This window comes from Mycobacterium sp. NPDC004974 (genome assembly GCF_053600815.1).
Genome location: NZ_JBSGAQ010000005.1, coordinates 88,892 through 112,860 on the forward strand (window position 1 = coordinate 88,892; position 23,969 = coordinate 112,860).

19 protein-coding genes are annotated in these 23,969 nt (G+C 67.0%); 8 read left to right on the top strand and 11 right to left on the bottom strand.

Annotated features, from left to right (window positions below):
- Window positions 1-64 precede the first annotated feature (64 nt).
- Window positions 65-1,504 carry a 30S ribosomal protein S1 gene (rpsA, locus tag ACWEFV_RS13790; RefSeq protein ID WP_135455447.1) on the bottom strand — a complete coding sequence of 480 codons (1,440 nt, stop codon included), beginning with the start codon at window positions 1,502-1,504 and terminating at the stop codon, window positions 65-67.
- A gap of 238 nt (window positions 1,505-1,742) precedes the next feature.
- On the opposite strand from rpsA, the gene ACWEFV_RS13795 reads away from it, so the two are divergent.
- Window positions 1,743-2,933, top strand: coding sequence for a PrsW family intramembrane metalloprotease (locus ACWEFV_RS13795; RefSeq protein WP_450070563.1), 1,191 nt, complete (start codon window positions 1,743-1,745; stop codon window positions 2,931-2,933).
- Between the two features lie 66 nt (window positions 2,934-2,999).
- Window positions 3,000-3,635 carry a LysE family translocator gene (locus ACWEFV_RS13800; protein WP_450070564.1) on the top strand — a complete coding sequence of 212 codons (636 nt, stop codon included), beginning with the start codon at window positions 3,000-3,002 and terminating at the stop codon, window positions 3,633-3,635.
- 27 nt (window positions 3,636-3,662) lie between these two features.
- Here ACWEFV_RS13800 and polA read toward each other — a convergent pair whose 3' ends face one another.
- Window positions 3,663-6,335 (bottom strand): DNA polymerase I, encoded by a 2,673-nt coding sequence (polA, locus tag ACWEFV_RS13805; protein WP_450070786.1) that lies wholly within the window; start codon window positions 6,333-6,335, stop codon window positions 3,663-3,665.
- A 76-nt stretch (window positions 6,336-6,411) separates the two neighbouring features.
- Window positions 6,412-7,299, bottom strand: coding sequence for a LysR family transcriptional regulator (locus tag ACWEFV_RS13810; protein ID WP_450070565.1), 888 nt, complete (start codon window positions 7,297-7,299; stop codon window positions 6,412-6,414).
- 70 nt (window positions 7,300-7,369) lie between these two features.
- On the opposite strand from ACWEFV_RS13810, the gene ACWEFV_RS13815 reads away from it, so the two are divergent.
- Together ACWEFV_RS13815 and ACWEFV_RS13820 are read left to right on the top strand one after the other, a co-directional pair.
- A complete protein-coding gene (locus ACWEFV_RS13815) occupies window positions 7,370-8,500 on the top strand; it encodes an FAD-dependent monooxygenase (protein ID WP_450070566.1) in 1,131 nt (376 codons plus the stop codon).
- Window positions 8,497-9,210 (top strand): alpha/beta fold hydrolase, encoded by a 714-nt coding sequence (locus ACWEFV_RS13820; protein WP_450070567.1) that lies wholly within the window; start codon window positions 8,497-8,499, stop codon window positions 9,208-9,210. The genes ACWEFV_RS13815 and ACWEFV_RS13820 overlap by 4 nt, the downstream gene beginning before the upstream one ends.
- On the opposite strand, the gene ACWEFV_RS13825 is transcribed toward ACWEFV_RS13820, so the two are convergent.
- Both ACWEFV_RS13825 and ACWEFV_RS13830 read right to left on the bottom strand, forming a co-directional pair.
- Window positions 9,107-10,576: an FAD-dependent monooxygenase gene (locus ACWEFV_RS13825; protein WP_450070568.1), complete on the bottom strand. Its 1,470-nt coding sequence runs from the start codon at window positions 10,574-10,576 to the stop codon at window positions 9,107-9,109. The genes ACWEFV_RS13820 and ACWEFV_RS13825 overlap by 104 nt on opposite strands.
- Window positions 10,573-11,142: a TetR/AcrR family transcriptional regulator gene (locus ACWEFV_RS13830; protein ID WP_450070569.1), complete on the bottom strand. Its 570-nt coding sequence runs from the start codon at window positions 11,140-11,142 to the stop codon at window positions 10,573-10,575. Before ACWEFV_RS13830 ends, ACWEFV_RS13825 begins: the two co-directional genes overlap by 4 nt.
- 110 nt (window positions 11,143-11,252) lie before the next feature.
- On the opposite strand from ACWEFV_RS13830, the gene ACWEFV_RS13835 reads away from it, so the two are divergent.
- Genes ACWEFV_RS13835 through ACWEFV_RS13845 form a run of 3 tightly spaced genes read left to right on the top strand, consistent with a single transcriptional unit; the run spans window position 11,253 to window position 13,128 of the window.
- The gene (locus ACWEFV_RS13835; protein ID WP_135455465.1) at window positions 11,253-11,690 is read left to right on the top strand and encodes a Zn-ribbon domain-containing OB-fold protein; all 438 of its coding nucleotides are present in this window, start codon (window positions 11,253-11,255) and stop codon (window positions 11,688-11,690) included.
- The gene (locus tag ACWEFV_RS13840) at window positions 11,687-12,889 is read left to right on the top strand and encodes a lipid-transfer protein (protein ID WP_135455467.1); all 1,203 of its coding nucleotides are present in this window, start codon (window positions 11,687-11,689) and stop codon (window positions 12,887-12,889) included. The genes ACWEFV_RS13835 and ACWEFV_RS13840 overlap by 4 nt, the downstream gene beginning before the upstream one ends.
- 11 nt (window positions 12,890-12,900) lie before the next feature.
- Window positions 12,901-13,128: a DUF167 domain-containing protein gene (locus ACWEFV_RS13845; protein WP_044524007.1), complete on the top strand. Its 228-nt coding sequence runs from the start codon at window positions 12,901-12,903 to the stop codon at window positions 13,126-13,128.
- Here the strand turns inward: ACWEFV_RS13845 and ACWEFV_RS13850 are convergent.
- The 3 genes from ACWEFV_RS13850 to ACWEFV_RS13860 form a co-directional block, all read right to left on the bottom strand.
- Window positions 13,106-15,115, bottom strand: coding sequence for a DUF7064 domain-containing protein (locus ACWEFV_RS13850; protein WP_450070570.1), 2,010 nt, complete (start codon window positions 15,113-15,115; stop codon window positions 13,106-13,108). The genes ACWEFV_RS13845 and ACWEFV_RS13850 overlap by 23 nt on opposite strands.
- 45 nt (window positions 15,116-15,160) lie before the next feature.
- Window positions 15,161-17,098 (bottom strand): primary-amine oxidase, encoded by a 1,938-nt coding sequence (locus ACWEFV_RS13855; RefSeq protein WP_450070571.1) that lies wholly within the window; start codon window positions 17,096-17,098, stop codon window positions 15,161-15,163.
- A gap of 74 nt (window positions 17,099-17,172) precedes the next feature.
- Entirely contained in the window at window positions 17,173-18,684 is a 1,512-nt protein-coding gene (locus ACWEFV_RS13860) for a carboxylesterase/lipase family protein (protein WP_450070572.1), read from the bottom strand.
- 76 nt (window positions 18,685-18,760) lie between these two features.
- On the opposite strand from ACWEFV_RS13860, the gene ACWEFV_RS13865 reads away from it, so the two are divergent.
- Entirely contained in the window at window positions 18,761-19,477 is a 717-nt protein-coding gene (locus ACWEFV_RS13865) for a hypothetical protein (RefSeq protein ID WP_450070573.1), read from the top strand.
- Between the two features lie 7 nt (window positions 19,478-19,484).
- Here the strand turns inward: ACWEFV_RS13865 and ACWEFV_RS13870 are convergent, their stop codons facing one another.
- Genes ACWEFV_RS13870 through ACWEFV_RS13880 form a run of 3 tightly spaced genes read right to left on the bottom strand, consistent with a single transcriptional unit; the run spans window position 19,485 to window position 23,966 of the window.
- Complete coding sequence (locus ACWEFV_RS13870; RefSeq protein WP_135455475.1) at window positions 19,485-20,909, bottom strand: APC family permease; 1,425 nt, start codon at window positions 20,907-20,909, stop codon at window positions 19,485-19,487.
- Between the two features lie 16 nt (window positions 20,910-20,925).
- The gene (locus ACWEFV_RS13875) at window positions 20,926-22,314 is read right to left on the bottom strand and encodes a glutamine synthetase family protein (protein ID WP_450070574.1); all 1,389 of its coding nucleotides are present in this window, start codon (window positions 22,312-22,314) and stop codon (window positions 20,926-20,928) included.
- Window positions 22,302-23,966: a flavin-containing monooxygenase gene (locus ACWEFV_RS13880; RefSeq protein ID WP_450070575.1), complete on the bottom strand. Its 1,665-nt coding sequence runs from the start codon at window positions 23,964-23,966 to the stop codon at window positions 22,302-22,304. Before ACWEFV_RS13880 ends, ACWEFV_RS13875 begins: the two co-directional genes overlap by 13 nt.
- Window positions 23,967-23,969: the final 3 nt, after the last annotated feature.

Genomic DNA, 23,969 nt, shown 5'->3' on the forward strand with positions numbered 1-23,969 from the left:
TGTCAGGCCCCCGGAACGACGAACGCCCCGGCCCAATAGGCCGGGGCGTTCGCTGTCGAACTTGTTAGGCGTTGCCTGCGAGCTTCTCACGCAGAGCGGCCAGCTGTGCGTCGCTGGCCAGCGTGCCACCGGTGGACTCCTCCGACCGCGAGGACCCGTTGGACACCGGACGGGCAGCTTCCTCGGCCTCGGCCGCGGCGAACTTCTCCATCTGAGTGGTGTGCATCTTGTGCCGGCGCTCGGCCTCGGCGTAGCGAGCCTCCCACTCCTCCCGCTGCTTGTCGAAGCCTTCGAGCCATTCGTTGGTCTCGGCGTCGAAGCCCTCGGGGAAGATGTAGTTGCCCTGATCGTCGTAGCTGTCGGCCATGCCGTACTTCGACGGGTCGAACTCCTCGGTGTAGTCCTCGTTGGCCTGCTTGAGGCTCAGCGAGATCCGGCGACGCTCCAGGTCGATGTCGATGACCTTGACCATCGCGTCGTCGCCGACCTGGACCACCTGGTCCGGGACCTCGACGTGGCGCTCGGACAGCTCCGAGATGTGCACCAGACCCTCGATGCCCTCCTCGACGCGGACGAACGCACCGAACGGCACCAGCTTGGTGACCTTGCCCGGCACGATCTGACCGATCGCGTGAGTGCGGGCGAAGTGACGCCACGGATCTTCCTGAGTCGCCTTGAGCGACAGCGAAACCCGCTCGCGATCCATGTCGACGTCGAGCACCTCGACGGTAACCTCGTCGCCCACCTGAACCACCTCGGACGGGTGATCGATGTGCTTCCAGGACAGCTCGGAGACGTGCACCAGGCCGTCGACACCGCCGAGATCGACGAAGGCGCCGAAGTTGACGATCGACGAGACGACACCCTTGCGGATGGCACCCTTCTGCAGCTGGTTGAGGAACTCGCTGCGGACCTCGGACTGGGTCTGCTCCAGCCAAGCGCGGCGGCTCAGCACCACGTTGTTGCGGTTCTTGTCCAGCTCGATGATCTTGGCCTCGATCTCCTTGCCGATGTACGGCTGCAGATCGCGGACACGACGCATCTCGACCAGCGATGCGGGCAGGAAGCCGCGCAGACCGATGTCGAGGATCAGGCCGCCCTTGACGACCTCGATGACGGTGCCCTTGACGGCCTCGTCCTTCTCCTTGAGCTCCTCGATCGTGCCCCAGGCGCGCTCGTACTGAGCGCGCTTCTTGGACAGGATCAAGCGGCCTTCTTTGTCCTCCTTGGTGAGAACGAGGGCCTCGACCTCATCGCCCACGGAAACGACCTCATTGGGGTCGACGTCGTGCTTGATGGAGAGTTCGCGCGAAGGGATGACACCTTCGGTCTTGTAGCCGATATCGAGCAGAACCTCGTCGCGGTCCACCTTGACGATGGTCCCTTCGACGATGTCGCCATCGTTGAAGTACTTGATGGTCTTGTCGATGGCGGCGAGGAAATCCTCCGCGGAGCCGATGTCGTTGACGGCAACTTGCGGGGACGTGACGGAGGGACTTGGCATGTGGTGGGTTGCTCCGGACAGGTTTACTAGTAGGGACAGTTTTGTAGCATTTATTGCGGTCGTGCTGATCCGTGGCAGTGACCAGACGGTGTCAAGCTGTGCACACAGATACGTAACGAGGGTACTCGACCAGGCACACGCAGGACAAACCGCCCCCGCGGCCCGGGCAGTCGGGCTCACCGGACCGTCGTCCGAATTTGTGCCAGGAATCGAGCCGGCCCGCGGCTACGCTCTGCAGGTGGCGTACTACCCGACCCCCGGACCAACCCATCGCCAGTGGTTTCCGGTCACCGCTCCATTACCCAGACCGGTCCGCAAGGTCGGCGCCCCGCTGGCCGCGATCATCGCCTGCGGCGTCGTCATCGGTGCGCTGGTACTGCTGTTCACCGCACTCAACCCGGCCGGCGCGATCATCGGGTTCACGCTGTCCAGCCTCGTGATGACCGGCGCGGTGTTCGCCTACCTGTGGCTGGACCGCTGGGAGCCGGAACCACCCCGCCTCCTGCTGCTGGCCTTCGGCTGGGGTGCCGCCGTCGCCGTCGTGTTGTCCCTCGTGCTGAGCCTGTTCACCGATGCCTTGTTGGCACCCGGTGTCGACTCGGCTGAATCGGCGCACAGTTTCGCCTCGGTGGCGATCCGGGCACCGTTCATCGAAGAGGCCGCCAAGGGCCTGTTCCTGCTGATCATGATGACCGGACGCCGCCGCAACGAGCTCAACTCGTTGACCGACTGCCTGGTGTACGCCGGCCTGGTCGGTCTCGGCTTCGCCTGGCTGGAAGACATCATGTACATCTCCAGCGCCGATTCACTGGCGGGATCGCTGCTCACCGCGGCGATGCGCCTCATCATGGCGCCGTTCGCCCACTCACTGTTCACCACGATGACCGCGATCGGGGTCTACTTCGCACTGCAGCGACGAAGCGCCGGCGCCAAGGCGCTGTGCATCCTGGCCGGCTACCTGGGTGCGGTGTTCATGCACGGGCTGTGGAACGGTTCTTCGCTCGTCGGCGCCGGAACCTACTTCGTCGTGTACGCGGTCTGGATGGTGCCGATCTTCGTCACGATGATCGTGGTGGCCGTCACCAGCCGTCGACGCGAACAGCGCGTGGTGGCCGCCAAATTGCCGGGCATGGTCGCCGCCGGATTGATCACCCACAACGAGGCCACCTGGCTCGGGTCCTTGAAGACCCGGCACGGCGCGATCACGCAGGCCACGCTCGCCGGCGGGCGGCCCGCGGGCAAGGCGGTCGCGGCATTCGCCGCCGCAGTCGTCGAACTTGCCTTCGTCCGCGACCGCATCGACCGCGGCTTCGGCGATGCACAGGTATATGCGCTGCAACAGGAAGAGGTGTACTCCGTGACCGCCGCGCGGTCGGCCGCACCGATCCTGCACTGGCTGGCCAACTACCAGGCGCCCGTCCGCTACTGACCAGCCGGCGTTCCACCGTCGAGCACGCGACGATATCGATTTGCACTGGTCAGCGATACTCCATGCATGCTCGCCCGCATTCTCGACGTCCTGCCGGCGTTCTTGGTCGCTGCGGTGATTCTCGCCGCGCTGCCCGGACCGGCGACGGTGCTGTTCCTGCACCGCTCGGTGCGGGACGGCCGTACGGCGGGGCTGGCGGCGGTCGTGGGCAACGAGATCGGTATCTGCGGATGGACGCTGGCCGGTGGCGGCGGACTGTCGATGCTGCTGACGGCCAACCGGATGCTGTCACTGGCGCTGCACATCATCGGAGCCGCCGTCCTGGTCTGGCTGGGCATCAGCGCCTGGCGCAGCGCCAAAGGTGCCGGCGACGTCGAAGTGGCGCTGCCACCCCGCGGACGGACCCCCGCAGCGGCGTTTCGCGCGGCACTGGTGTCCATCGCCGCCAACCCAAAGGCGGCGGCCTTCGGCATCGTGGTGCTCCCCCAGTTTCTGCCGACCAGCGGCCCCGTGCTGCCGACATTGCTGGTGCTCGCGGTCATCCAGTTGGTAGTGGACACCACGTGGTGCGTCGGCGTCGTGCTGGCCGCCCATCGCGCACGCGACGTCCTGAATCGCGCCCATATTCGTCGCCGAATCGAACGCGTGATGGGGGCCGCGCTGGTGGCGCTGGGCGTGGGGCTGGGCGCCGACGCCGGCTAGCCGTCGGCTGACCCCTCCGTAGGGCGGCTAGTGTGCCGCGGCGTCCCAGCTCCGGCCGTACCCGACCGACACCTCCAACGGCACGTCCAGCGGATAGGCGTTGCCCATGTGCTCGCGGACCAGGGCCTCCAAGGTCTCGCGCTCGCCATCGGCCACCTCGAACAACAGCTCGTCGTGAACCTGCAGGAGCATCCGCGACTTGAGCCCCGCCTCTTTCATCGCGGCGTCGACGTTGATCATCGCCACCTTGATGATGTCGGCGGCACTGCCCTGAATGGGTGCGTTGAGTGCGGCCCGTTCGGCGGCCTCGCGCACGTTGCGGTTGGTGCTGTCCAGCTCAGGCAGGTAGCGGCGACGGCCCAGCACGGTCGAGGTGAACCCGTCCTTGCGAGCCTGATCGACCACATCACGCAGATAGTCGCGGACCCCGCCGAACCGGTCGAAGTACTGCTCCATCTGCACCTTGGCCTCTTCGGTGGAGATCTTGAGCTGGCTGGCCAGCCCATAGGCGCTCAACCCGTAGGCCAGACCGTATGACATCGCCTTCACCCGCCGGCGCAGCTCCGGGGTCACCTCGTCGATCGGCACCGAGAACGCCCGCGACGCCACGAACGAGTGCAGGTCCTCACCGGTGTTGAACGCCTCGATCAGGCCTTCGTCTCTCGACAGGTGCGCCATGATCCGCATCTCGATCTGGCTGTAGTCGGCGGTCATCAGCTCGGCATACGGCCCGTCCGGCCCGGCCCCGACGACAAACGTGTCGCGGATGCGGCGGCCCGCCTCGGTGCGAATCGGGATGTTCTGCAGGTTCGGTTCGGTCGAGGACAGCCGGCCGGTCGCCGCGATCGTCTGGTTGAAGGTGGTGTGAATCCGCCCGTCGGACGCCACCGCGTTGAGCAAGCCGTCGACGGTGACCTTGAGCCGGGTGGCATCACGGTGCGCGAGCAGATGCTGCAGGAACGGATGCCCGGTCTTGTCGAACAGTGACTGCAGCGCATCGGCGTCGGTGGTGTAACCCGTCTTGGTGCGCTTGGTCTTGGGCATCTCGAGCTCGTCGAACAACACCGCCTGCAACTGCTTGGGCGACCCGAGGTTGATCTGCTTGCCGATCACCGCATAGGCGGCCTCGGCGGCGTCGCGGATCTGGTCGGCGAACTCGCTCTGCAGCTCCTGCAGTTTGTCCAGGTCGACGGCGATGCCGATCGACTCCATCTCGGCCAGCGCCCGCTGCACCGGCAGTTCCATCCGGCCCAGCAGGGACGACGAGTCGATGCGGGCCAGTTCCTCGTCCAGCGCCTCGGCGAGATCCAGCACCGCGCAGGCGCGCAGGATCAGCGTCTGCACCGCTTGCTCATCGACCCCGTCGGAATCGTCCAACAATGAAAGCTGTTGCTGCTCAGGCGCTTCGGCACGCAACTCGCGACGCAGGTAGCGCACCGCCAGGTCGTCGAGCGCGAAACTGCGCTGCCCGGGCCGCACCAGGTAGGCCGCCAGCGCCGTGTCGGAAGTGACCCCGCGCAGCGTCCAGCCCCGCCCGGCCAGATCGTGCATGGCGAGTTTGGCCTCGTGCAGCGCCTTCGGCGGGCCGGGATCGCCCAGCCACCGCGCCAGCGCCTCCTCGTCCTCCGGCGTCAGCGTGGCGGTGTCGATGTAGCGCCCGTCGCCGTCGCCCGCCACGATGGCCAGCGCGGTGGCGTCGGCGTCGTAGGCCAGATGCGTGCCGACCACCGCCAGTCCGAACCGGTTGCCCAGACTGTGCTCGGCGAGCCACGCGGCCAGCTCACCGGGCTCCAATGCCCGGCCACGCACGTCGAACCCGTGCTCGACCTCGGGCTCTGAGGCGACCAGCGTCTCGAACAGCCGGTCACGCAGCACGCGGAATTCCAGATCGTCGAACAGCCGGTGGATCTGGTCGCGGTTCCAGGGTTGCATCCGCAACGTGTCCGGCGTCTGGGCCAGCGGTACATCTTTGACCAATTCGGTGAGCTCACGGTTGAGCACCACGCCGGACAGGTTGGCCCGCAGCGAGTCACCCACCTTGCCCTTGACCTTCTCGACGTTGTCGACGAGCTCCTGCAGCGAGCCGTACTCGACGATCCACTTCGTCGCGGTCTTCTCCCCGACCCCCGGAATGCCGGGCAGGTTGTCACTCGGGTCCCCACGCAGGGCCGCGAAATCCGGATACTGCGTCGGCGTCAGCCCGTACTTCTCCACCACTGCGTCCGGGGTGAACCGGGTCAGCTCGCTGACCCCCTTCCGCGGGTAGAGCACGGTGACGTTGTCGCTGACCAACTGCAGCGAGTCACGGTCGCCGGTGACCACCAGCACCCGGTAGCCCTCCTGCTCGGCCTGCGTGGCCAGCGTGGCGATGATGTCGTCGGCCTCGAATCCGGGTTCGGCGAGCGCCGTGATGCCCAGTGCGCCGAGGACCTCTTTGGTGATGTCGATCTGACCGCGGAACTCGTCGGGAGTCGCGGACCGGCCCTCCTTGTACTCCGGGTACTTCTCCTTGCGGAAGGTCTGGCGCGACACGTCGAACGCGGCTGCGACATGGCTGGGCTGCTCGTCCCGCAGCAGGTTGATCAACATCGAGGTGAACCCGTAGACCGCGTTGGTGGTCAGCCCGCCCTGAGTCTTGAAATTCTCGGCGGGCAGCGCGTAGAACGCCCGGAAAGCCAACGAATTGCCATCCAGCAGCATCAGTGTGGGTTTGTCATCGGCGGTGGGGTTCGGCGCGTTCTTCGTCTCGGTCTTCGCGGGGCTCACGGCCCTCACTCTATGCGGGGCCACTGACGCGCAGACGGCGACGAGCCATCTCGATCAAGACCCTGGCGGCCGGATTCATCGGCCCCTGCGCACGCCACGCGAACACCAACCGGCCGCGCAGCTCAGGCGTGATGGGTAATGGGTGCAGCGCGGCACGGGTGACAGCCACCGATTCCGGTAACACCGCCACGCCGAGCCCACGTTCGGCGAGTTCAGCCAACGCGTTCGGGGTGCTCGCCTCGAACGCGACGCGCGCCGCCACCCCGGCCGCGCGGCAGGCCCGGTCGAACTGGTGGCGGATCCCGGCGCCGCTCGGCAGGGCGATGACCGGATGGTCCGCGAGATCGCGCAGCGTGACGGTGCGTCGTCGACGCCACGGATGGGTATCCGCCACCGCGGCGACGATGCGCTGATCGGTCACCACCTCGGCGGCCAACTCGGCGGGCAGTTCGGCACCCACCGACACGATGGCCGCATCGAGGCGTCCCGAATGCAGGCCGTCCAGCAGCGCGTCAGACTCATCACTGGTCAACGTGATGTCGACCAGTGGGTACGCCGCGTGGAACTGAGCGAGCAGGCCCGCCATGTCGAAGTCGTGGGCCGTCACGGTGCCCACCACCACCGAGCCCCGCACCAACTCGCCGAGTTCCTCGACCGCGGTACAAGCGTCGGCGACGGCGGCCAGCGCCGCTCGGGCGTGGGGCAGCACGGCTTCACCGGCGGCGGTCAGCCGGACCGCACGTCGGCTGCGATCGAACAGGGGCTGACCGAGTTCGCGCTCGAGGTGCCGAATCTGGGCGCTGACTGCGGGTTGCGCAACATGCACCCGCTCGGCCGCGCGGGTGAAGTTGGCTTCTTCGGCCACCGCGACGAAGTATTCGAGCTGCCGCAATTCCATAAGGAATCACAATAGTTTGTGGACTGACTATGTATTGGACTTATGGTTCGGCGCTGACGAGGCTGGAATCATGTCCACACGACCGATCGTCATCGCCGGCGCCGGCATCGGCGGCCTGACCACCGCACTCACCCTGCACGCCAGAGGTTTTCGCGCCCAGATCCTGGAAAGCGCCCACGAACTGCGGGCCCTCGGCGTGGGCATCAACCTGCTGCCGCACGCGGTACGCGAACTGACCGACCTCGGCCTCGGTGAGGCCCTGCTGGTCATCTCGGCCACCCCGGCCGCCATCGATTTCTACCGCTCCGACGGCGCTCTGCTGTTCCGTGAGCCCCGCGGCATCGAAGGCGGATACGGCTACCCGCAGTGCTCGGTGCACCGAGGCCGGCTGCAGATGCTGCTGCTCGAAGCGGTCCGGTCCCGGCTGGGCCCCGACGCGGTGCTCACCGGCGCGGCCGTCACCGATTTCGAAGAATCCGACGACCAGGTTCGGGTGGCCACCCGTGCCGGGGAGTTCACTGCTGAGGTGTTCGTCGGCGCCGACGGGGTGCACTCGACGGTGCGCCGGCAATTGCATCCCGGCCCCGACCCGCTGGCCTGGTCGGGGGTTCGGATGTTCCGGGGCACCAGCGGTATTCGGCCGTTTCTCGACGGCCGCACGATGGCCATCGTCAAAGGGCCCGACGGAGTCGAGCTGGTCACCTACCCGATCGGCGGCGAGCAGGTCAACTGGGTACTGCAGGTCACCGAGACGACGCCGGGCCCGCTTCCCGGGGACGCGAACTGGAACGCCCAGGTCGATCCCGCGGCGGTGGCGGCCCGCATGTCCGGCTGGCACCTGGACTGGCTGGACACGGCCGAACTCGTGGGCCGATCCGAGGCAGTGTTCGAGTATCCGATGGTCGACCGGGAGCCGTTGTCCCACTGGGGCACTCGACGCGTCACGCTGCTGGGCGACGCGGCGCATCCGATGTATCCCGTCGGCGCCAACGGCGGCTCACAGGCCATCCTCGACGCCCGCACCCTCGCCGACGAGCTGGCCGCCGGTCGCGGCGTCGCCGGCTACGAGTCCCGGCGCATCCAGGAGACCACGGCCGTCGTCCACGCCAACCGCACGATGCATGCCGGCGATCCACAGGATCTGGCCCGCGTCACCGCCGACTACCGACGGAACACCCTCGCAGACAGGAGTTCCCGATGACCACCTTCATCCTGATACCGGGTGCTTGCCACGGCGGTTGGTGCTTCGACGACCTCGCCGCCGCGCTGCGCGCCGAAGGCCACCGGGTGTTGACACCGACGCTGACCGGGGTGGCCGAGCGCGCCCACCTGGCCCACACCGGGGTCAATCTGGAAACCCATATCGCCGATGTGATCGCGGAAATGCAGGCCCAGCAGGTGACCCATGCGGTTCTCGCCGGACACAGCTACGGCGGCATGGTGATCACCGCCGTCGCGGATCGCATTCCGCAGCACGTTGATTCGCTGGTGTATCTGGACGCGTTCGTGCCGCGCGACGGCGACTCCTGCTGGACCCTGACCAACGACGAGCAGCGCCGGTGGTACGCCGGCGTCGATGCCACTGGCTACGGACTACCGCCGCTGCCGTTCTTCGACAACCGTGCCACGGCACATCCGCTCGCGTCGCTGATGCAGCCGATCCGGTTGCACGACGACCTGTCGCGCTTTCGGCTCGACTACGTCTACGCCACGAGGTGGGAGGGCGAATCGCCGTTCGCCGCGACCTTCGAGCGGGTAAGCGCCGACCCCGCCTGGCGCACACATGCACTCGACGGGGCACACAACCTCATGCGCGACAACCACAGTGATCTCGTTCGCATCCTGCTCGAAGCAGCTCGCATCCCCCAGCCTGGCCGAGTTGATCGCGGATCACTTCAGGCCGGGTGCTGATCGCCGCGATGTAGCCATCGGGCCGAACCAGGACGTAGGAGCCGACGGGCACGTCGTAGTCGGGGTTGGGCCCAACACTCACCTGCGGAATCCCGAAATCGACCGGCTCGGTGCCGAATTGCACCACGCTCCAGTGCGGGCCGCGGAAGACGTCGAACAGTCTGCGGCCGTCCGGCAGCAGGCCGTCAGGCGCCCGGTCGCCGGCACGCAACGCACCGGTCGGATCGGTGTCGACCGCGAGCGGGCCTCCCCGGTAATTGATGCCCAACTGGTGGATGGCCGCCGGCGCAGGCCCGGTTGCACCGAACCCCTGGCGGTGTAACAGACCACTGAGGTGCAGCACCTCGGCGGCGACGGGCAGGCGCTCCGCCTCATAGCTGCCCAACAGGGCGTCGGGCGCTCCGGCCGATACGGCGGCCAGTTTCCAGCCGAGGTTGTAGGCATCCTGCACCCCGGTGTTGACGCCCTGCCCCCCGGCCGGCGAATGCACATGGGCGGCATCTCCGGCCAGGAACACCCGCCCCATCCGGAAGCGTTGGGCCATCAGCAGATTCACCCGGTACAGCGAGATCCACCGCAGATCCGAGAGTGTCACGTCCCGTCGGCCCGACCTGTGCTGCAGCACTTCCTGCATGCCGTCGAGGGTCAGCGCGGGAATCTCCACGCCCGGCGCCATCGTCACCACCAGTTGGTAATGCTCACTGCCCGGCAGGTTCCACAGCGAGAACCGCGTGGACTGGTCGCCGTCCCGGGTCAGCAGGTGACAGCACCGGCCATCGAGGCCGCGGGCCCGCACGTCACCCACGATGATCTGTTCCTCGGTGAGGGCACCGCCGAGGAAGTCGACCCCGGACGCCTTGCGCACGGTGCTGCGGCCGCCGTCGGCGCCGACCAGGTAGTCGGCGTCGATCGATCCTCTCCGCGTATGCACCGTGACACCGTCATCGACCTGCGTGAAACCCGTTACCTCGGTGTCGAACTCGATGGTCCCGCCGAGTTCGGCGAAACGCGCCGCCAGGATCTGATCCGTGCGCCACTGCGGAATCAGCCAGGTGTACGGGTACGGCACCGCCGGCGTGGGTTCCAACTCGGGCAGTCCGAGCAGGTCGTAGATCGGTTTCTCCCACACCACGTCCGCGCCGCGGTACAGCCGCATCGGCGGAAAGGACTCACCGGCGGCCAGCACGGCACCGATCACGCCGAGGTCGTCGAAGACCTCCAACGTGCGCGGCTGCAGCCCTTTGCCACGCGAGCCGGGGAACAGCGTCGCGGCCTTGTCCAGCACCCGGCAGGGCACGCCACGCCGGGCCAATTCGATGGCCAGGGTGAGTCCGGTCGGCCCGGCGCCTGCGATCACGACGGTCACCTGCGGACACCTCCGAGCAGGACCAGCAGGACATCGTCGATCAGCCGCGCACTGAACGCCGCGTCGACCGGCAGGTCGAGGTGAACCTGGCGGAGGATCATCGCCTCGGCCACGTCGTGGATGAGCTCGACGTCGGTGTCAGCGGCGATGTCGCCCCGGGCGATGGCCCGTTGCAGCGCGTAATGGAACGGCGAGAGCTCCTCCTTGGCGAGATGTTCGCGGATGGCCTCGGCCAGCTGTGCGTCGTGGCGCATCAGCGTCGCGAGTTCCGCGGTAACCCGGGTCAGCGGGTCGGCCACGTTCGCCGCGACGGCGTCCATCACGGCGAACAGATCACTGCGCAGCGTCCCGGTATCGGGTACCGACGCATTGCGTGCGGCGTCGGCAGCGTCCAACGTGGCGCGGACCAGCTGGGCCTTGTTCGGCCACCGGCGGTAGATCGTCGCCTTGCTGGCGCCGGCCCGCGCGGCCACGGCATCGATCGTCAACGCCTGGTATCCCCGTTCCACCAGTAACTCGGCCGTCGCGGCCAACACGGCCCGCTCACGCTCCATACCTCGAACCATGGTCCGAAGAGTACGAAACTGTTTCGTACTCTTCAACACATTATCTTGGTCCGCGGGACAAAACTGCAACACGTTTCAGTTCTGCGGTCTTGATCGTTTAGGCTGGCCGCGTGCCAGCAGCATCTTCGCAACCCGCGATCGACGGGTGGTTCGCCACCGACGACGCCGGTGCCACCCACCTGATCGGCGGCAAGTGCACCCAGTGCGCCACGTACGTCTTCCCGCCGCGCGAGAACAACTGCCCCAACCCGGCCTGCGACAGCGACACCCTTGACCTGGTTCCGCTGTCCCGCCGCGGGAAGGTGTGGAGCTACACCGAGAACCGGTACCTCCCACCGTCGCCGTACCCCAAGACCGACCCGTTCGAGCCGTTCGCGATCGCCGCGGTGGAACTGGCCGAAGAAGGCCTGATCGTGCTCGGCAAGGTCGTCGAAGGCACCCTCGCCGCCGATCTCAAGGTCGGTATGGAGATGGAGCTGACCACCATGACGCTCTACACCGACGACGAGGGCGTCGAGCGCACCACCCACGCCTGGAGGATCGCATGAGCACTCCCGAACCGCTGTACATCCTCGGCGCGGGCATGCACCCGTGGGGCAAGTGGGGACGCGACTTCACCGAGTACGGCGTTGTCGCCGCCCGCGCGGCCCTGGCCGAAGCTGGCCTGAACGCGCAGCAGATCCAGTTCATCGCCGGCGCCGACACCATCCGCAACGGCTACCCGGGCTTCATCGCCGGGTCGACCTTCGCCCAGAAACTGGGCTGGAACGGTGTGCCGGTCTCGTCGAGCTACGCGGCCTGCGCATCGGGTTCACAGGCGCTCCAGAGCGCCCGCGCCCAGATCCTGGCCGGCTTCTGCGATGTCGCGCTGGTGATCGGCGCAGACACCACGCCCAAGGGTGCATTTGCGCCCGTCGGCGGCGAGCGCAAGAACGATCCGGACTGGCAGCGTTTCCACCTGCTCGGCGCGATGAACCCGGTGTACTTCGCCCTGCTGGCCCGCCGCCGGATGGACCTCTACGGTGCCACCGCCGAGGACTTCGCCCAGGTGAAGGTGAAGAACTCCCGGCACGGCCTGCAGAACCCGAATGCCCGCTACCACAAGGAATCCTCGATCGAGGACGTGCTGGCCAGCCCGGTGGTGTCCGACCCGCTGCGCCAGCTCGACATCTGCGCCACCTCCGACGGTGCGGCCGCGCTGATCGTGGCCAGCAAGTCGTTCGCCGAGAAGCACCTGGGCTCGCTGGAGGGTGTGCCGTCGGTGCGCGCGATCTCCACCGTGACGCCGCGCTACCCGCAGCACCTGCCCGAATTGCCGGACATCGCAACGGATTCCACCGCCGTGGTGCCCGCACCGGAGCGCGTGTTCAAGGACCAGATCCTGGACGCGGCCTACGCCGAGGCCGGGATCGGTCCCGAGGACGTCAGCCTGGCCGAGGTGTACGACCTGTCCACCGCACTGGAACTCGACTGGTACGAGCACCTGGGCCTGTGCGCCAAGGGTGAAGGCGAGCAGCTACTGCGTTCCGGTGCGACGACCATCGGCGGCCGTGTCCCGGTGAACGCGTCCGGCGGTCTGGCCTGCTTCGGCGAGGCCATCCCGGCGCAGGCCATCGCGCAGGTCTGCGAGTTGACCTGGCAGCTCAAGGGTCAGGCCACCGGCCGTCAGGTCGAGGGCGCAAAGGTCGGCGTGACCGCGAACCAGGGCCTGTTCGGCCACGGCTCCTCGGTGATCGTCGCGCGGTAGAAAATGACGGTGTGAGCGAAACCGTCGTCGTCCGCGTCAAGCCCGGCAGCCGCAAGGGCCCGCTGGTCGAGGTCGCTGACGACGGCGCGCTCACCATCTACGTTCAGGAACGCGCCGTCGACGGCAAGGCCAACGACGCCGTCACCAAATTGCTTGCCCAGCATCTGGGTGTGCCGCGCAGCCGCGTGGAGTTGATCTCCGGGGCGACTGCGCGGCTCAAGCGTTTTCGGGTGAGCTGACGTTCCGGTTCCACTCCAGCCACCCGATACCGGTGCGCCCATCGGTGGTGCGTACCTTCGCCCAGGCGCGCGGGAACTGGCTGACCCGCCCGTCCGCGGCCACCAGCAACACCGGCGCATGGCCCTGGATGTCGATGCTTGCCTCGATGTCACCCGGTTGCAGGGTCAGCGTCGTCGACACCGGCAGATCGTCGTCGCCGAGCGTGTATCGCGCTGTCACCGACTGCAATTCGACGAGCGGTTCGCCCGCGCGCTGCGAATAGCCGATACCGATCGGCGGCATCCCGGGGATCCGGATGTCCACGCCGTGCAGATGGGTGCCGTCGTCGAGATGGATCGCACTCCACACCCAGTTCATCGACCACCAGTCCCGCACACCCCACGAGTGGTCGCGCTGGCCCGCGACGGCCTTGATCTCGAAGGTCTGCTCACCGACGCTCACGGTGCCCGAGACGGTGCACGGAATCTCGTAGCGGGGCGTGATCCGGTACTGGTACGGAGTTCCCACCGTGGTCCAGGTCAGGTCCATGGTCACCGGAACCGGCCGGCCCGCCTCACCGCGCAGCAGCGCGGCGGGATCGTCATGGGCCTGCCCGGTACCCGAGGCGGTCACCCGGTAGACCTTGAGCGGCTCGACGGGCTGCAGGCTCAGCTCGACGCCCTCACCCGTGATCAAGGCCGGTTCGGCCGGTGCGGCGTGAAAGTCGTTGAGCGCCACGGTCGGCATCCCCGGACCGCAGAACAGCACATTGACCCACGCGGTGTCCTGATTGGGTATCAGCCCCAGGCGGATCCAGCCACCGAAACCCGCGTCGGCGTCAGCGAAGTCGAGATACCAGCTCTCGTTCCACAGTTCTTCGCCCGTGGGGGTATGCGGGTACTCGTCCTCGACGGCAGGCACCAGCGGCTGCGGGATCGCCGGTGGCGCAAGGATATCCAGCGCCCGGGTGTCCAGCACATGGCTGCAGTGCCGGTCGAGCATCGTCATGAACATCGCATCGCCACGGTCGGTACGTTCCACCAGCATCGAGGAGATGATCGCCATCATCACGCCGAAGAAGCTCTGCCGGCGCACACCGTCGCGCACCTGATCGAGCGTCAACGCCGAGTCCGGCCCGAGGGCCTCGTGATACGCCGCCAGCAGCCCGTCGTAGTGCGCACGGCGCTGCTCGACGGGCAGGGCGCAGCCGATGAAGTAAGCGACGTCGGTGAACGCCGGCCCCCTGGTGACGGTCTGCCAGTCGACCACGGTCAGGTCCCGGTCGGCACCGGAGTCCCCGAACAGCATGTTGTCGAGTCGATAGTCGCCATGCACCAGACCCATCGGCCTCTCGGGCGCGCCCTCGTCGGCCAGGTAGGCATCGAAACTCTCGACGAGCCGTTCACAGACGTGCCGCTGTTCCTGCGTGATCACGCCCGCGTAGCGGTCGACGAACGCCGCGTACAGGCCGGCGATCAGCCCCTGGTTGACCGGTGCCTCACGGTTGAGCCATTCGGCTCGGTCGAGCGCCTCGGCGCCGGGCTTCGACCCGTGAATGCGACCCAACTCGGTGAGCGCCACCGCGGCCTGTTCGGCTGTCGCGCCGCGGATCTCGTCCCCCACCACCGCGGGCACGGCATCGCCGAGCAACAGGTCGAAAGCACCGGTCTGCACATCGATCGCGGCGTGATAGCACGGCGCGACCGGCCCGGGCGCCAGGGCGGGAGCGATGTCGGTGTAGAACCGCACCTCGCGCTCGTAGAGTCCCAGCGCCAGCCCGGTCTGGCGGCTGTTCGGATCGGTGGCGGCCACCTTCAACACGACCGACGCCGGCCCGTCCGCCTCCCCGGTGTAGCTCAGCGCGACGCGATAACACTCGCTCATCTGGCCGGTTCCGATCCGCTCGAAACTGAATCCGCTGACCGGCCCGGCGCCCAGGGCGGCGGTCAGCCAGTCGCAGGTCAGGTCTTCAGGGCGGTCGAGTACGGCTGTCCGAGTCGGTTGCACACAGGCAACCTAGCAGTGTTCCGCGTCACATATGACAGGTGTCAACTAATGGTGTGCCGCCGTGGCATGACCGTGCGCGCAGGAGTCCGGCGGGGTGGGCGGCACGTCCAGGGCCGGGTTGCGGTCGAAGAAGCCGAACGGCTTGAGCCAGAACGACACCACGTCCACGGGCATCACCGGCCAGTCCTCCGGGCGGGTGATGTGGTGGATACCGAACACGTACCAGAGCACCACGTCGGTGTTGTCGATCGACCGGTCGGCCTTGGTCCACTCCCCCAACCCGGAGTCGGCCGCCGACTGGTTGACGAACTCCCCCGCCGGCCAGCGTTCGTCGGGCCGGTTCGGGGTCACCCACAGCGTGTGGGCGATGACATTTGCGCGTTGCAGCACCGGCGACGACGGGTCGAACATCGCCGGGATCGCCCCGGTGGGCACCAGCTTGTAGGACGGGTGGGCGCCGAAGCCGTTGACGACGTTGGTGTTGACCACCTTCCAGGCCCGCTGGGTGGCGAAGCTGACGTCCTGCTTGCCCTCCTGCTCGGTGCGCAGTGCCTGATTGCGCACCACCAGCGACAGCCCGTACGGATTGTCGGGACCGATCGGTTCGGCGTACGACTCCGTCATGTAGACCGTGTTGTCGGTGCCGTCGACGTCCAGGTCCAACCGGGCGATCAGGAAGTGCTGATGGAACGGCGCATAGGTGCGCTCGTCGACCAGCGTGCCGTTGGGATGCGGCTGCCCCGCCGGAACCGGTGTGGTGACCATGATCCCGGTGGCGCGGACCTCACACTCGATGTTGCCGTCCTGGTACAGCCGCCAGTACACCAGATACTCATAGTTCGCGACGGTGACGTGGAATGACAGTGTCAGCCTGCGCATCCGGCGCACCTCGGCGCCGGCATCGTGGTCGACGTGCTTCCACAGCACGGCATTGTCTTCCTCGTGGATGCAGATCGCATTGGTGATGGTGTACGGCTCGCCGGTGCTGTCGTGCAGAACCGCGTCCAGATAACGGATCTCACCGAGACAGTCGCAGCCGAGCTCCAGCGACGTGGTCATGAACCCCAGACCCCACTCGCCGATGTCGAACGCGGTCCGCCGGTAGTGATCGACCGAGGAGTCCCGATACGGCACCACCATCTCGGCGAACGACATCCGATGGGCCACCGAACGATTCACCTCGCCGTCGCGGTACCGCACGGTGTGCAGCGTCATCCCCTCGCGGTGGTTGAAGCCGACCCGCAACGACCAGTTCTGCCAGCCCAGCAGGTTGCCGTCCAAGGTGAACGACGGACCATCGGGCTGGGTGATGTTCAGCGGCTTCAGCGGCTCCCGGCGCGAGGCCGCGCGAATCCGTTCGGGGATGTGGTGCGGTACGTATTCGCCCATCACGTCGGGCTTTTCGGAGCTGCCGTCATCCTCGACGCGCAGCACCTCCATGGTGTTGATGTCGATCACGCAGTGCAGACCGCTGACCGGGTGGGCGTAGGGATTGGCGCCGGGGGCATCCTTGTACCAGGTGTCCGACCAGCCGATCCGACGGTCGCGGTACTCGGGCGGCGCGACCGCGTCACCGTAGGTCCAGGTGTCCATGAACACGTTGTCCAGATCGGTGATACCGCGTTTGGCGAGTGCGGCGATCACGTCGGGATGCCTGCGCAGCACCTCATCGCACTCGATGAACTCGTCGACGGTGAAGTTGGCCTGGACTCCCGGCACATGGTCGAAGTTCTCGACCCGGTCGTCGGTCAGCGACACCACGCCCTTGTAGGTGGCGTTCGCCGATCGGTCCAGGCAGATGACAGCCGCGCGGCGGCCCGGTGCCGCGCCGCCGCCGTCGAAAGCCGCCAGTTCGGCCTTGGACGGTTCGACGAGTTCCACCGAGGCGACCCGCCAGCCCTCCCCGACCCCGTGCTCACGCCGCAATATCGCTGCCACCGCGCGAAACTCGTCGGCGGACAGCGGATCCAAGGGATAGTCCACACCAAATACGCAACCACACCGGAGGATTCCGTGCAGCAAATCGCCCAGAGTGAATCAGCCGAACTCCGACCGACTCAGTGCTCGGCGAGCGTGAACCCTTCCCAGGCCTGACGCCGCACCGCCCGCGGGTCGTACTCCACGCGTGGCCGGCGGTCGAACACGAAAACCGCCCGCTCGGAACTGTCATAGGCCGGCCAGCCCGGGCCCGGCTCACCGGTCCGGCTGAACTCACGCCATCGCCGCTGCACGTCCCGGCTGACCCGCCGGGCCGACGCGCGGTCGCCCACGGCCGTCAGCAACGCGCCGTAACTCGTGTGGTACGTGTCGAATACCGCGAGCAGTTCCATCGCGTGCGTCGCCCCCAGCCCCGCCCAGTGCAGGGTGCGCGGCGCGTAGTCGTAGCGGTACACATAGGTGGGCGCGTGCCGGCTGTGTGCCTCGGCGATCTGCCAGGTGGCCGACGCGAACGCGAAATCACCACCGAGCCGCACACAGGCCGCGCTGCTCGGATAGTCCGGATAGGCCGCGACGATCCGGCGGCGCTCCTCGGGGTCGGCACCGGCGAACAGCTTCTCGATCATCGGCTCGTTGGTCGGCAGCAACTGGAGGAACCGGGTGAACAGCCGCCCCTCGTCGGCGTTGTTGCCGACGATCAACGGGACCCGGTGTGCACTGCCCTCGGCCATTGCGGTGACCGGATCGACCGGCAGGTATTCGGTACCGAAGGTCGGACCGACCGGAAACGCGCCGGGCATATCGGTCTGGCCGCGCATGATCTGTTCTTCCAGGGCCCGGCCCAGCTCGGCCGGGCGGGCGGACATCAGCGCTGCGGCCGCTGATCCCCCACCGGGACTGACCAATTGGGCGAGCTGGTCCGCGATACGGGCGGCAGCACCCGCGGAGCTGACCATCCCGCTGGCCGGGCTCTCCGAGATCACCCGGGCGAACAACCCCTCGGCATCGGGCACGGCGAGCAGGGTCGCGACCGCGTGCGCACCGGCACTCTCACCGAAGATCGTCACGTTGTCGGGGTCCCCGCCGAACACGGCGATGTTGTCGCGTACCCACCGCAGCGCCAACACCAGATCCCGCAGGAACAGGTTGTCGTCGATCGGATGCTCCGGCGTCGCCAGCGACGACAGCTCGACACACCCGAGCATGCCCAGCCGGTAGTTGACCGAGACGAACACACAACCGCGACGGGCCAGTGCGGCACCGTCGTAGATGGGGGTGGCCGAGCTACCCAGGATGTAGCCGCCGCCGTGTACGAAGAACATCACCGGCAGCGGACCATCGGAGTCAGGCTTCTCCGGCGCGACCACATTGAGCGTCAGACAGTCCTCGCTCATCGGCTGGTGCTTGCCCAGGCCGACGAGCGTGTAGCGATTTTGCTGGGGCGCGCAGTAACCGAACCCGTGGCAGTAGCGCACACCGGGCCACGGCTCGGCCGGTTCGGGTGCCCGCAGACGCAGCCGGCCGACCGGAGGCTTGGCGTAAGGGATCGAACGCCAACGATGTACGCCGTCGCGCGTGAATCCCTCGACGATGCCGGTACTGATCTTTGCCCGGACAGTCCGCTCGTGCATGAACCGACCGTATCGAACTACACCGGTGTGGGCGGACAGGCGGTGGGCCTGACACGCGCCCGCTAGCCTTGCGGGTATGCGCACCGTTGTGACTGTTGGGGCTGCTGTGCTTTCGGCGGCCCTCGTGGCGGCCTGCTCGTCGGGAGGGGGACACGAGTCGCAGTCGAGCTCGCAGCCCCGGATGTCGATGCCGGCCGGCGCCCCACACACCAAGACCACCACGCCCACCACGACGACGACCTCGCCACTGCCCACCACGGCACCGGCCCCAGGCACCCCGATGAGCCGGGTGATCAAGTGGGTCGAGGCAGGTACCGCGGCCGATCAGTCCGGTTTCCACACCGCCACCCGCGACGGCCATTCCACGAGTCTCGGCGACGGCATCGCGTTCGTCGCGCCTTCGGGCACCGCTCGCTGCGCCACCAACAAGTACGCCGAAGGTCAATTGGCGTGCCTGATCAAGGCCGACGACCTGCCGTCGAAGCCGTCCGACGTGGAGGGCCAGTGGATCCCCGGCTGGGTGGATTTCACCGGGGAAACCGTGGATATCGGCTCACTGCACGGGGATCCGGGCCCGTTCAACGACGGCGACGGCGCCGAACTGACCGAGGGCAAGTCGCTGGCGTTCGGTGACTACCGGTGCCGGGCCGACGCCACCTCATTGGTGTGCGTCAACTACGCCCACCAGTCCGGGGTGCTGCTGAACTCCTCCGGCGTCGAACCGCTGGGCTGTCTGAAGCCGGTCCCGCCGCCCGTGGGCGTCGGACGCCAGCTCAGCTGCCCGCCCGATTGATCCGCGGTTACGGGTGGTCCCCCTCGGCCAGCGACGACCCGATCCGATCCATCACCTCAGGCCTGCGGCGCAGCGTGTGCACGAGTAACCCGACACCGAGTGCGATCCAGGCCAGGTACACGAACGGCAATGCGCCGTAGATCCCGCTCTGCAGCGGCCACACCGTCTTGTACAGCGGGTACAGGAACACCAGGGAGCCGGCAAGCCCCAGCACCCCATGCCGGAACCAGCGAAACTCGCCGATCCGGATCATGTAGCGAACCATGCCGAAATTGGTGACGATGTAGGACACCAGGAATGCGATCGAGATCAGGAAGCCGAAGTAGCCCCACACGTTGAACGGGCCGACGAGGAACGCGAGCGGCACGCCGAGGGCCATCGAGATCACGCCCATCACCGCGATCGCCACGGCCGGTGTCTGCCGTGACGACACCTCGCCGAGTCGCCGCGGCAGCACCCGCTCGCGGCCCAGGGTGTAGAGCACCCGGGCACCCGCGATGAACGCCGTCTGGCTGAACGCCAGGATGCTGCTGAGGGTGGCCAACACCACCACGGTCAGCCCCAGCTTGCCCCAATAAGTCTCGGCGATCGTCTGCAGCGGCGCCGGATCCTCGCCGAACTCGGTCATCCGGTCGATTCCGTAGCCGTACACCATTGCGTACGCGATCACCACGTAGAAGACAGGCACCACGATGGCAGCGGCCCACAATCCGCGCGGGATATGGCGTTTCGGGTCACGCACCTCCAAACCCAACGTCGCGCCCTCCTCGATGCCGACGTGGGACAACACCGCGTAGGTCATCGCGAGACCGACCGCACCCCAGCCCATTGCGCCGGCCGAAGACGCCTCGAACGGTGCAGTGCCGAAGCCACTGCCCGACTGCGGTCCGGTGACGAAGATCCACAACGCCAACGCCAGCAGGACCACCATCTCGAAGCCCAACAGCCCGAGGGCGGCGTGCAGCGACTGGCTGATCCCCAGATAGGCCAGCACACAGACGTAGGCCAGCGCCGCGAAGGTGAAGGCCCACCACGGCACCTGCACGCCGAACTGCGTATCCAGCCACTGCTGGACCCAGCCCCCGAACACCGCGAAACCCGCCGCCGAGAACACCATGTACGCGCCGATGAACATCCAGCCGTAGACGAATCCGACGCTGGGGCCCCACGCCTTGGAGTTCCAGGTGTACAGGCCACCGGAGGTGGGCAGCCGCTTGGAGAACTCCGCGAACGTATTGACCAGCAACAGGATGCCCGGCCACACCAACAGAAACGCCAAAACCAGTGCAGATCCGGCGAATTGACCCATGAACTGCAAGTTCAACGCGATCACCGAGGCGGGTCCGCATCCGGCGACCGACAGGATCGCCACCTGCTTCCAGTCGATGGCGTCCCGGCGCAGCGTCGGCTCGGGGGTGATCTGTTCAGTCATGCTGACCTGGTTCCTCTCACATGGTTTCGAGGTAGCGGGCGACCTCCCAGTCGGTCACCGCTTTGGATTGGGCTTGCAGCTCGGCACGTTTCAGTGCCACAAAATGGTCGACGAAGTCGTCGCCGAACCACTCCCGGGCGACGCCGCTGTTCTCCAGCAGGTCGACCGCTTCACCGAGGTTGGCGGGCAGCGCGACCGCCTGATCGTCGGGCATCCCGTACACATCGCCGCAGACGAGTTCGCTGGGCTCGATGGCATGTTTGATCCCGTGCAGACCACCGGCGAGGGTGGCCGCGGTCACGACATAGGGATTCGCGTCACCGCCGGGCTGCCGGTGCTCAAGCCGGGTTCCGTGTTCCCCCGCCCGGATCGCGCGCAGCCCCACCGACCGGTTGTCGACTCCCCAGGTGGCGGTAGTCCCGGCCCAGGAGTACGGCACGTAGCGGCGGTACGAGTTCGGCGTGGGGGCCATCAACGCGCTGAATTCGCGCATCGTGCTCAGAATGCCCCCGGCGAAGTACCTCATGGTTTGCGAAAGCTGCTCCGGCGCAGCCGGATCGAAGAACACTCCGCGCCCGTCCAGATCCTGCAGACTGATGTGCACATGGCAGCTGTTGCCCGCCCACTCGCTGTTCGGCTTGGCCATGAAGCTGGCCAGCAACTCACGCTGCGCCGCCAGCTCCTTGACCCCGGACTTGAACAGGAAGGCATCGTCAGCGGCCTTCAGGCTGGGTCCGTAGTGCAGCGTGATCTCGAACTGGCCGGGCCCGGTTTCGGGGTTGCACGCCTCGATCGGCAGGCCGTAATCCAGCATCTGGTTGCGGATCAGCGCCCCGACATCCTCCTGCAGAGACCCCAACACCACTCCGTAGGTGCTCGTCGTCTCCTGCAACGGGGTCAGTTCCGCGGGACGCTTGCGGTGCGGTGTGCCCGGTTTTTCGCGCAGCAGGTAGAACTCCAGCTCAAGTGCGCTGAGCGGGGTGTAGCCCATCGCTTCGGCTTTACCGAGTACCTGACGCAGCACTCCTCGCGGCGAGATCGGCACCATCGTGGTGTTGTCGGGTAGGTACCAGTCGCACAACAAAAGTGCGGTATCAGCGTGCCACGGCACGATGTGCAGGGTGGACGGATCCGGTTTGGCATGGATGTCCGGATACCCCTGCCGCTCGGTGGGAAAGTAACCGGTGTGTCCCGCCGGCCGCTGCACCAGATCCGACTCGTCGACGTGCAGCACCCAGAACACATCACAGATCGGCAGGCCGTGGTCGAGGAATTCGGGTAACTGCGCCACGGGGATCCGCTTGCCGCGCATGACACCATGGGTGTCACACCCGCCGAGGATCACCGTGGTGATCTGCCGCTCCCGCAGTTCGGCCAGCAACTGCGTTGAGTTCATCCCTGACATACCTGCTCCGTTCCGCTGTGTCCCAGCACGAATCCGGCGTACCCGCGCGCCACCACCGCGTCGCATTCCTGCCGGTATGGCCCACACCCGGCGACATAAGGCATGAAAATCCTTGGCTTGCCAGGGATGTTGGCGCCCAGGTACCACGACTGCGCCTTCGGATACAGGGTGTCGGCGGCGATCTCGGCGACATGTGCCATCCACGCCTCCTCCGCCGCCACGGTCGCCTCGATCCGGTCCAGCTGGTGGCTGCGCAGATGGTCGAGGCAATCGGCGATCCAGTCGACGTGCTGCTCGATGGAAATGAGCATGTTGCTCAGCACCGATGGGCTTCCCGGACCGGTGACCATGAACAGATTGGGGTATCCGGCGGACTGCAGGCCCAGCAGCGTGCGCGGACCGTGCGCCCATTTCTCACTCAGCGGAACGCCGTCGACACCGCGGATGTCGACATCGGTCAGTGCGCCGGTGATCGCGTCGAAACCGATCGCGAACACGATGGCATCCACGCGGATGTGCCGGTCGCGCAGCTGGATACCGGTGTCGGTGACGTTCTCGATCGGGTCTGCGCGCACATCGACCAGCTCGACGTTGTCACGGTTGTACGTTTCGAAATACCCGATGTCGGTACAGGTCCGTTTGGTGCCGATGTGATGCCGCGGACTCAGCAGCTCGGCGGTTTCCGGGTCACGGACGGTCTCGCGGATCTTGCCCCGGGCGAACTCCTGAGCCGCGAGATTGGCCTGCTCGTCGGTGAAGAAGTCGGTGAACGCCGCCGACAGCGAGTTGATCCCGCCGCGGCGCCAGCCCTCTTCATATCGCTCGGCACGTTCGGCCTCGGTGACATCGAAGGTGGCCTGTGTGGGTGGCGGATGGGGCGTCCCGGCGTCGGATTCCCGACACACCTGCCGCCGCTCGGCAAACCCGACGACCGCCGCCTCGAGCTCACCTTCGCCCAGTGACCGGTTCTGCGCCGGCATGCTGTAGTTCGGGGTCCGCTGCAGCACGTAGAGCTGACCGGCCTGGCGCGCGATGTTCGGAATAGCTTGGATACCAGATGATCCGGTGCCGACCACCGCCACCGTCCGACCGGTGAAATCCACCGGGCGGTGCGGCCATTGCCCGGTGTGATACCAGTCCCCGGTGAAGTCGGACAGGCCCGGAAAGTCCGGCGCCTTGGCCACCGACAGGCAGCCGGTGGCCATCACACAGAAGGTGGCACGAACGGTCCGGGTCCCGCCGGCGGACGTTTCACACGACAGCACCCACTCGTTGGTGTCCTCCTCCCATACCGCCGATCTCACGGTGGTGTCGAACTCGATATCGGCACGCAGGTCGAAGCGTTCCGCGACATGTCCGATGTAGGACAGGATCTCCGGCTGCGCGGCGTAGCGTTCGCTCCACCGCCAGTCCCGGGTCAGCGACTCGTCGAAGGAATACGAGTAGTCGATGCTCTCGATGTCGCAGCGGGCACCCGGATAGCGGTTCCAGTACCAGGTGCCGCCGACGTCGTCGGCCCGTTCCAGGATGCGGGCCCGCATGCCGAGTTGGCGGGCGCGGTAGAGCATGTACAGACCGGCGAACCCGGCCCCGACGATCAGGACGTCGAAGCGCTCATCGGGATCGGGTCCCGAAGCCGCAGTGCGATGCATTTC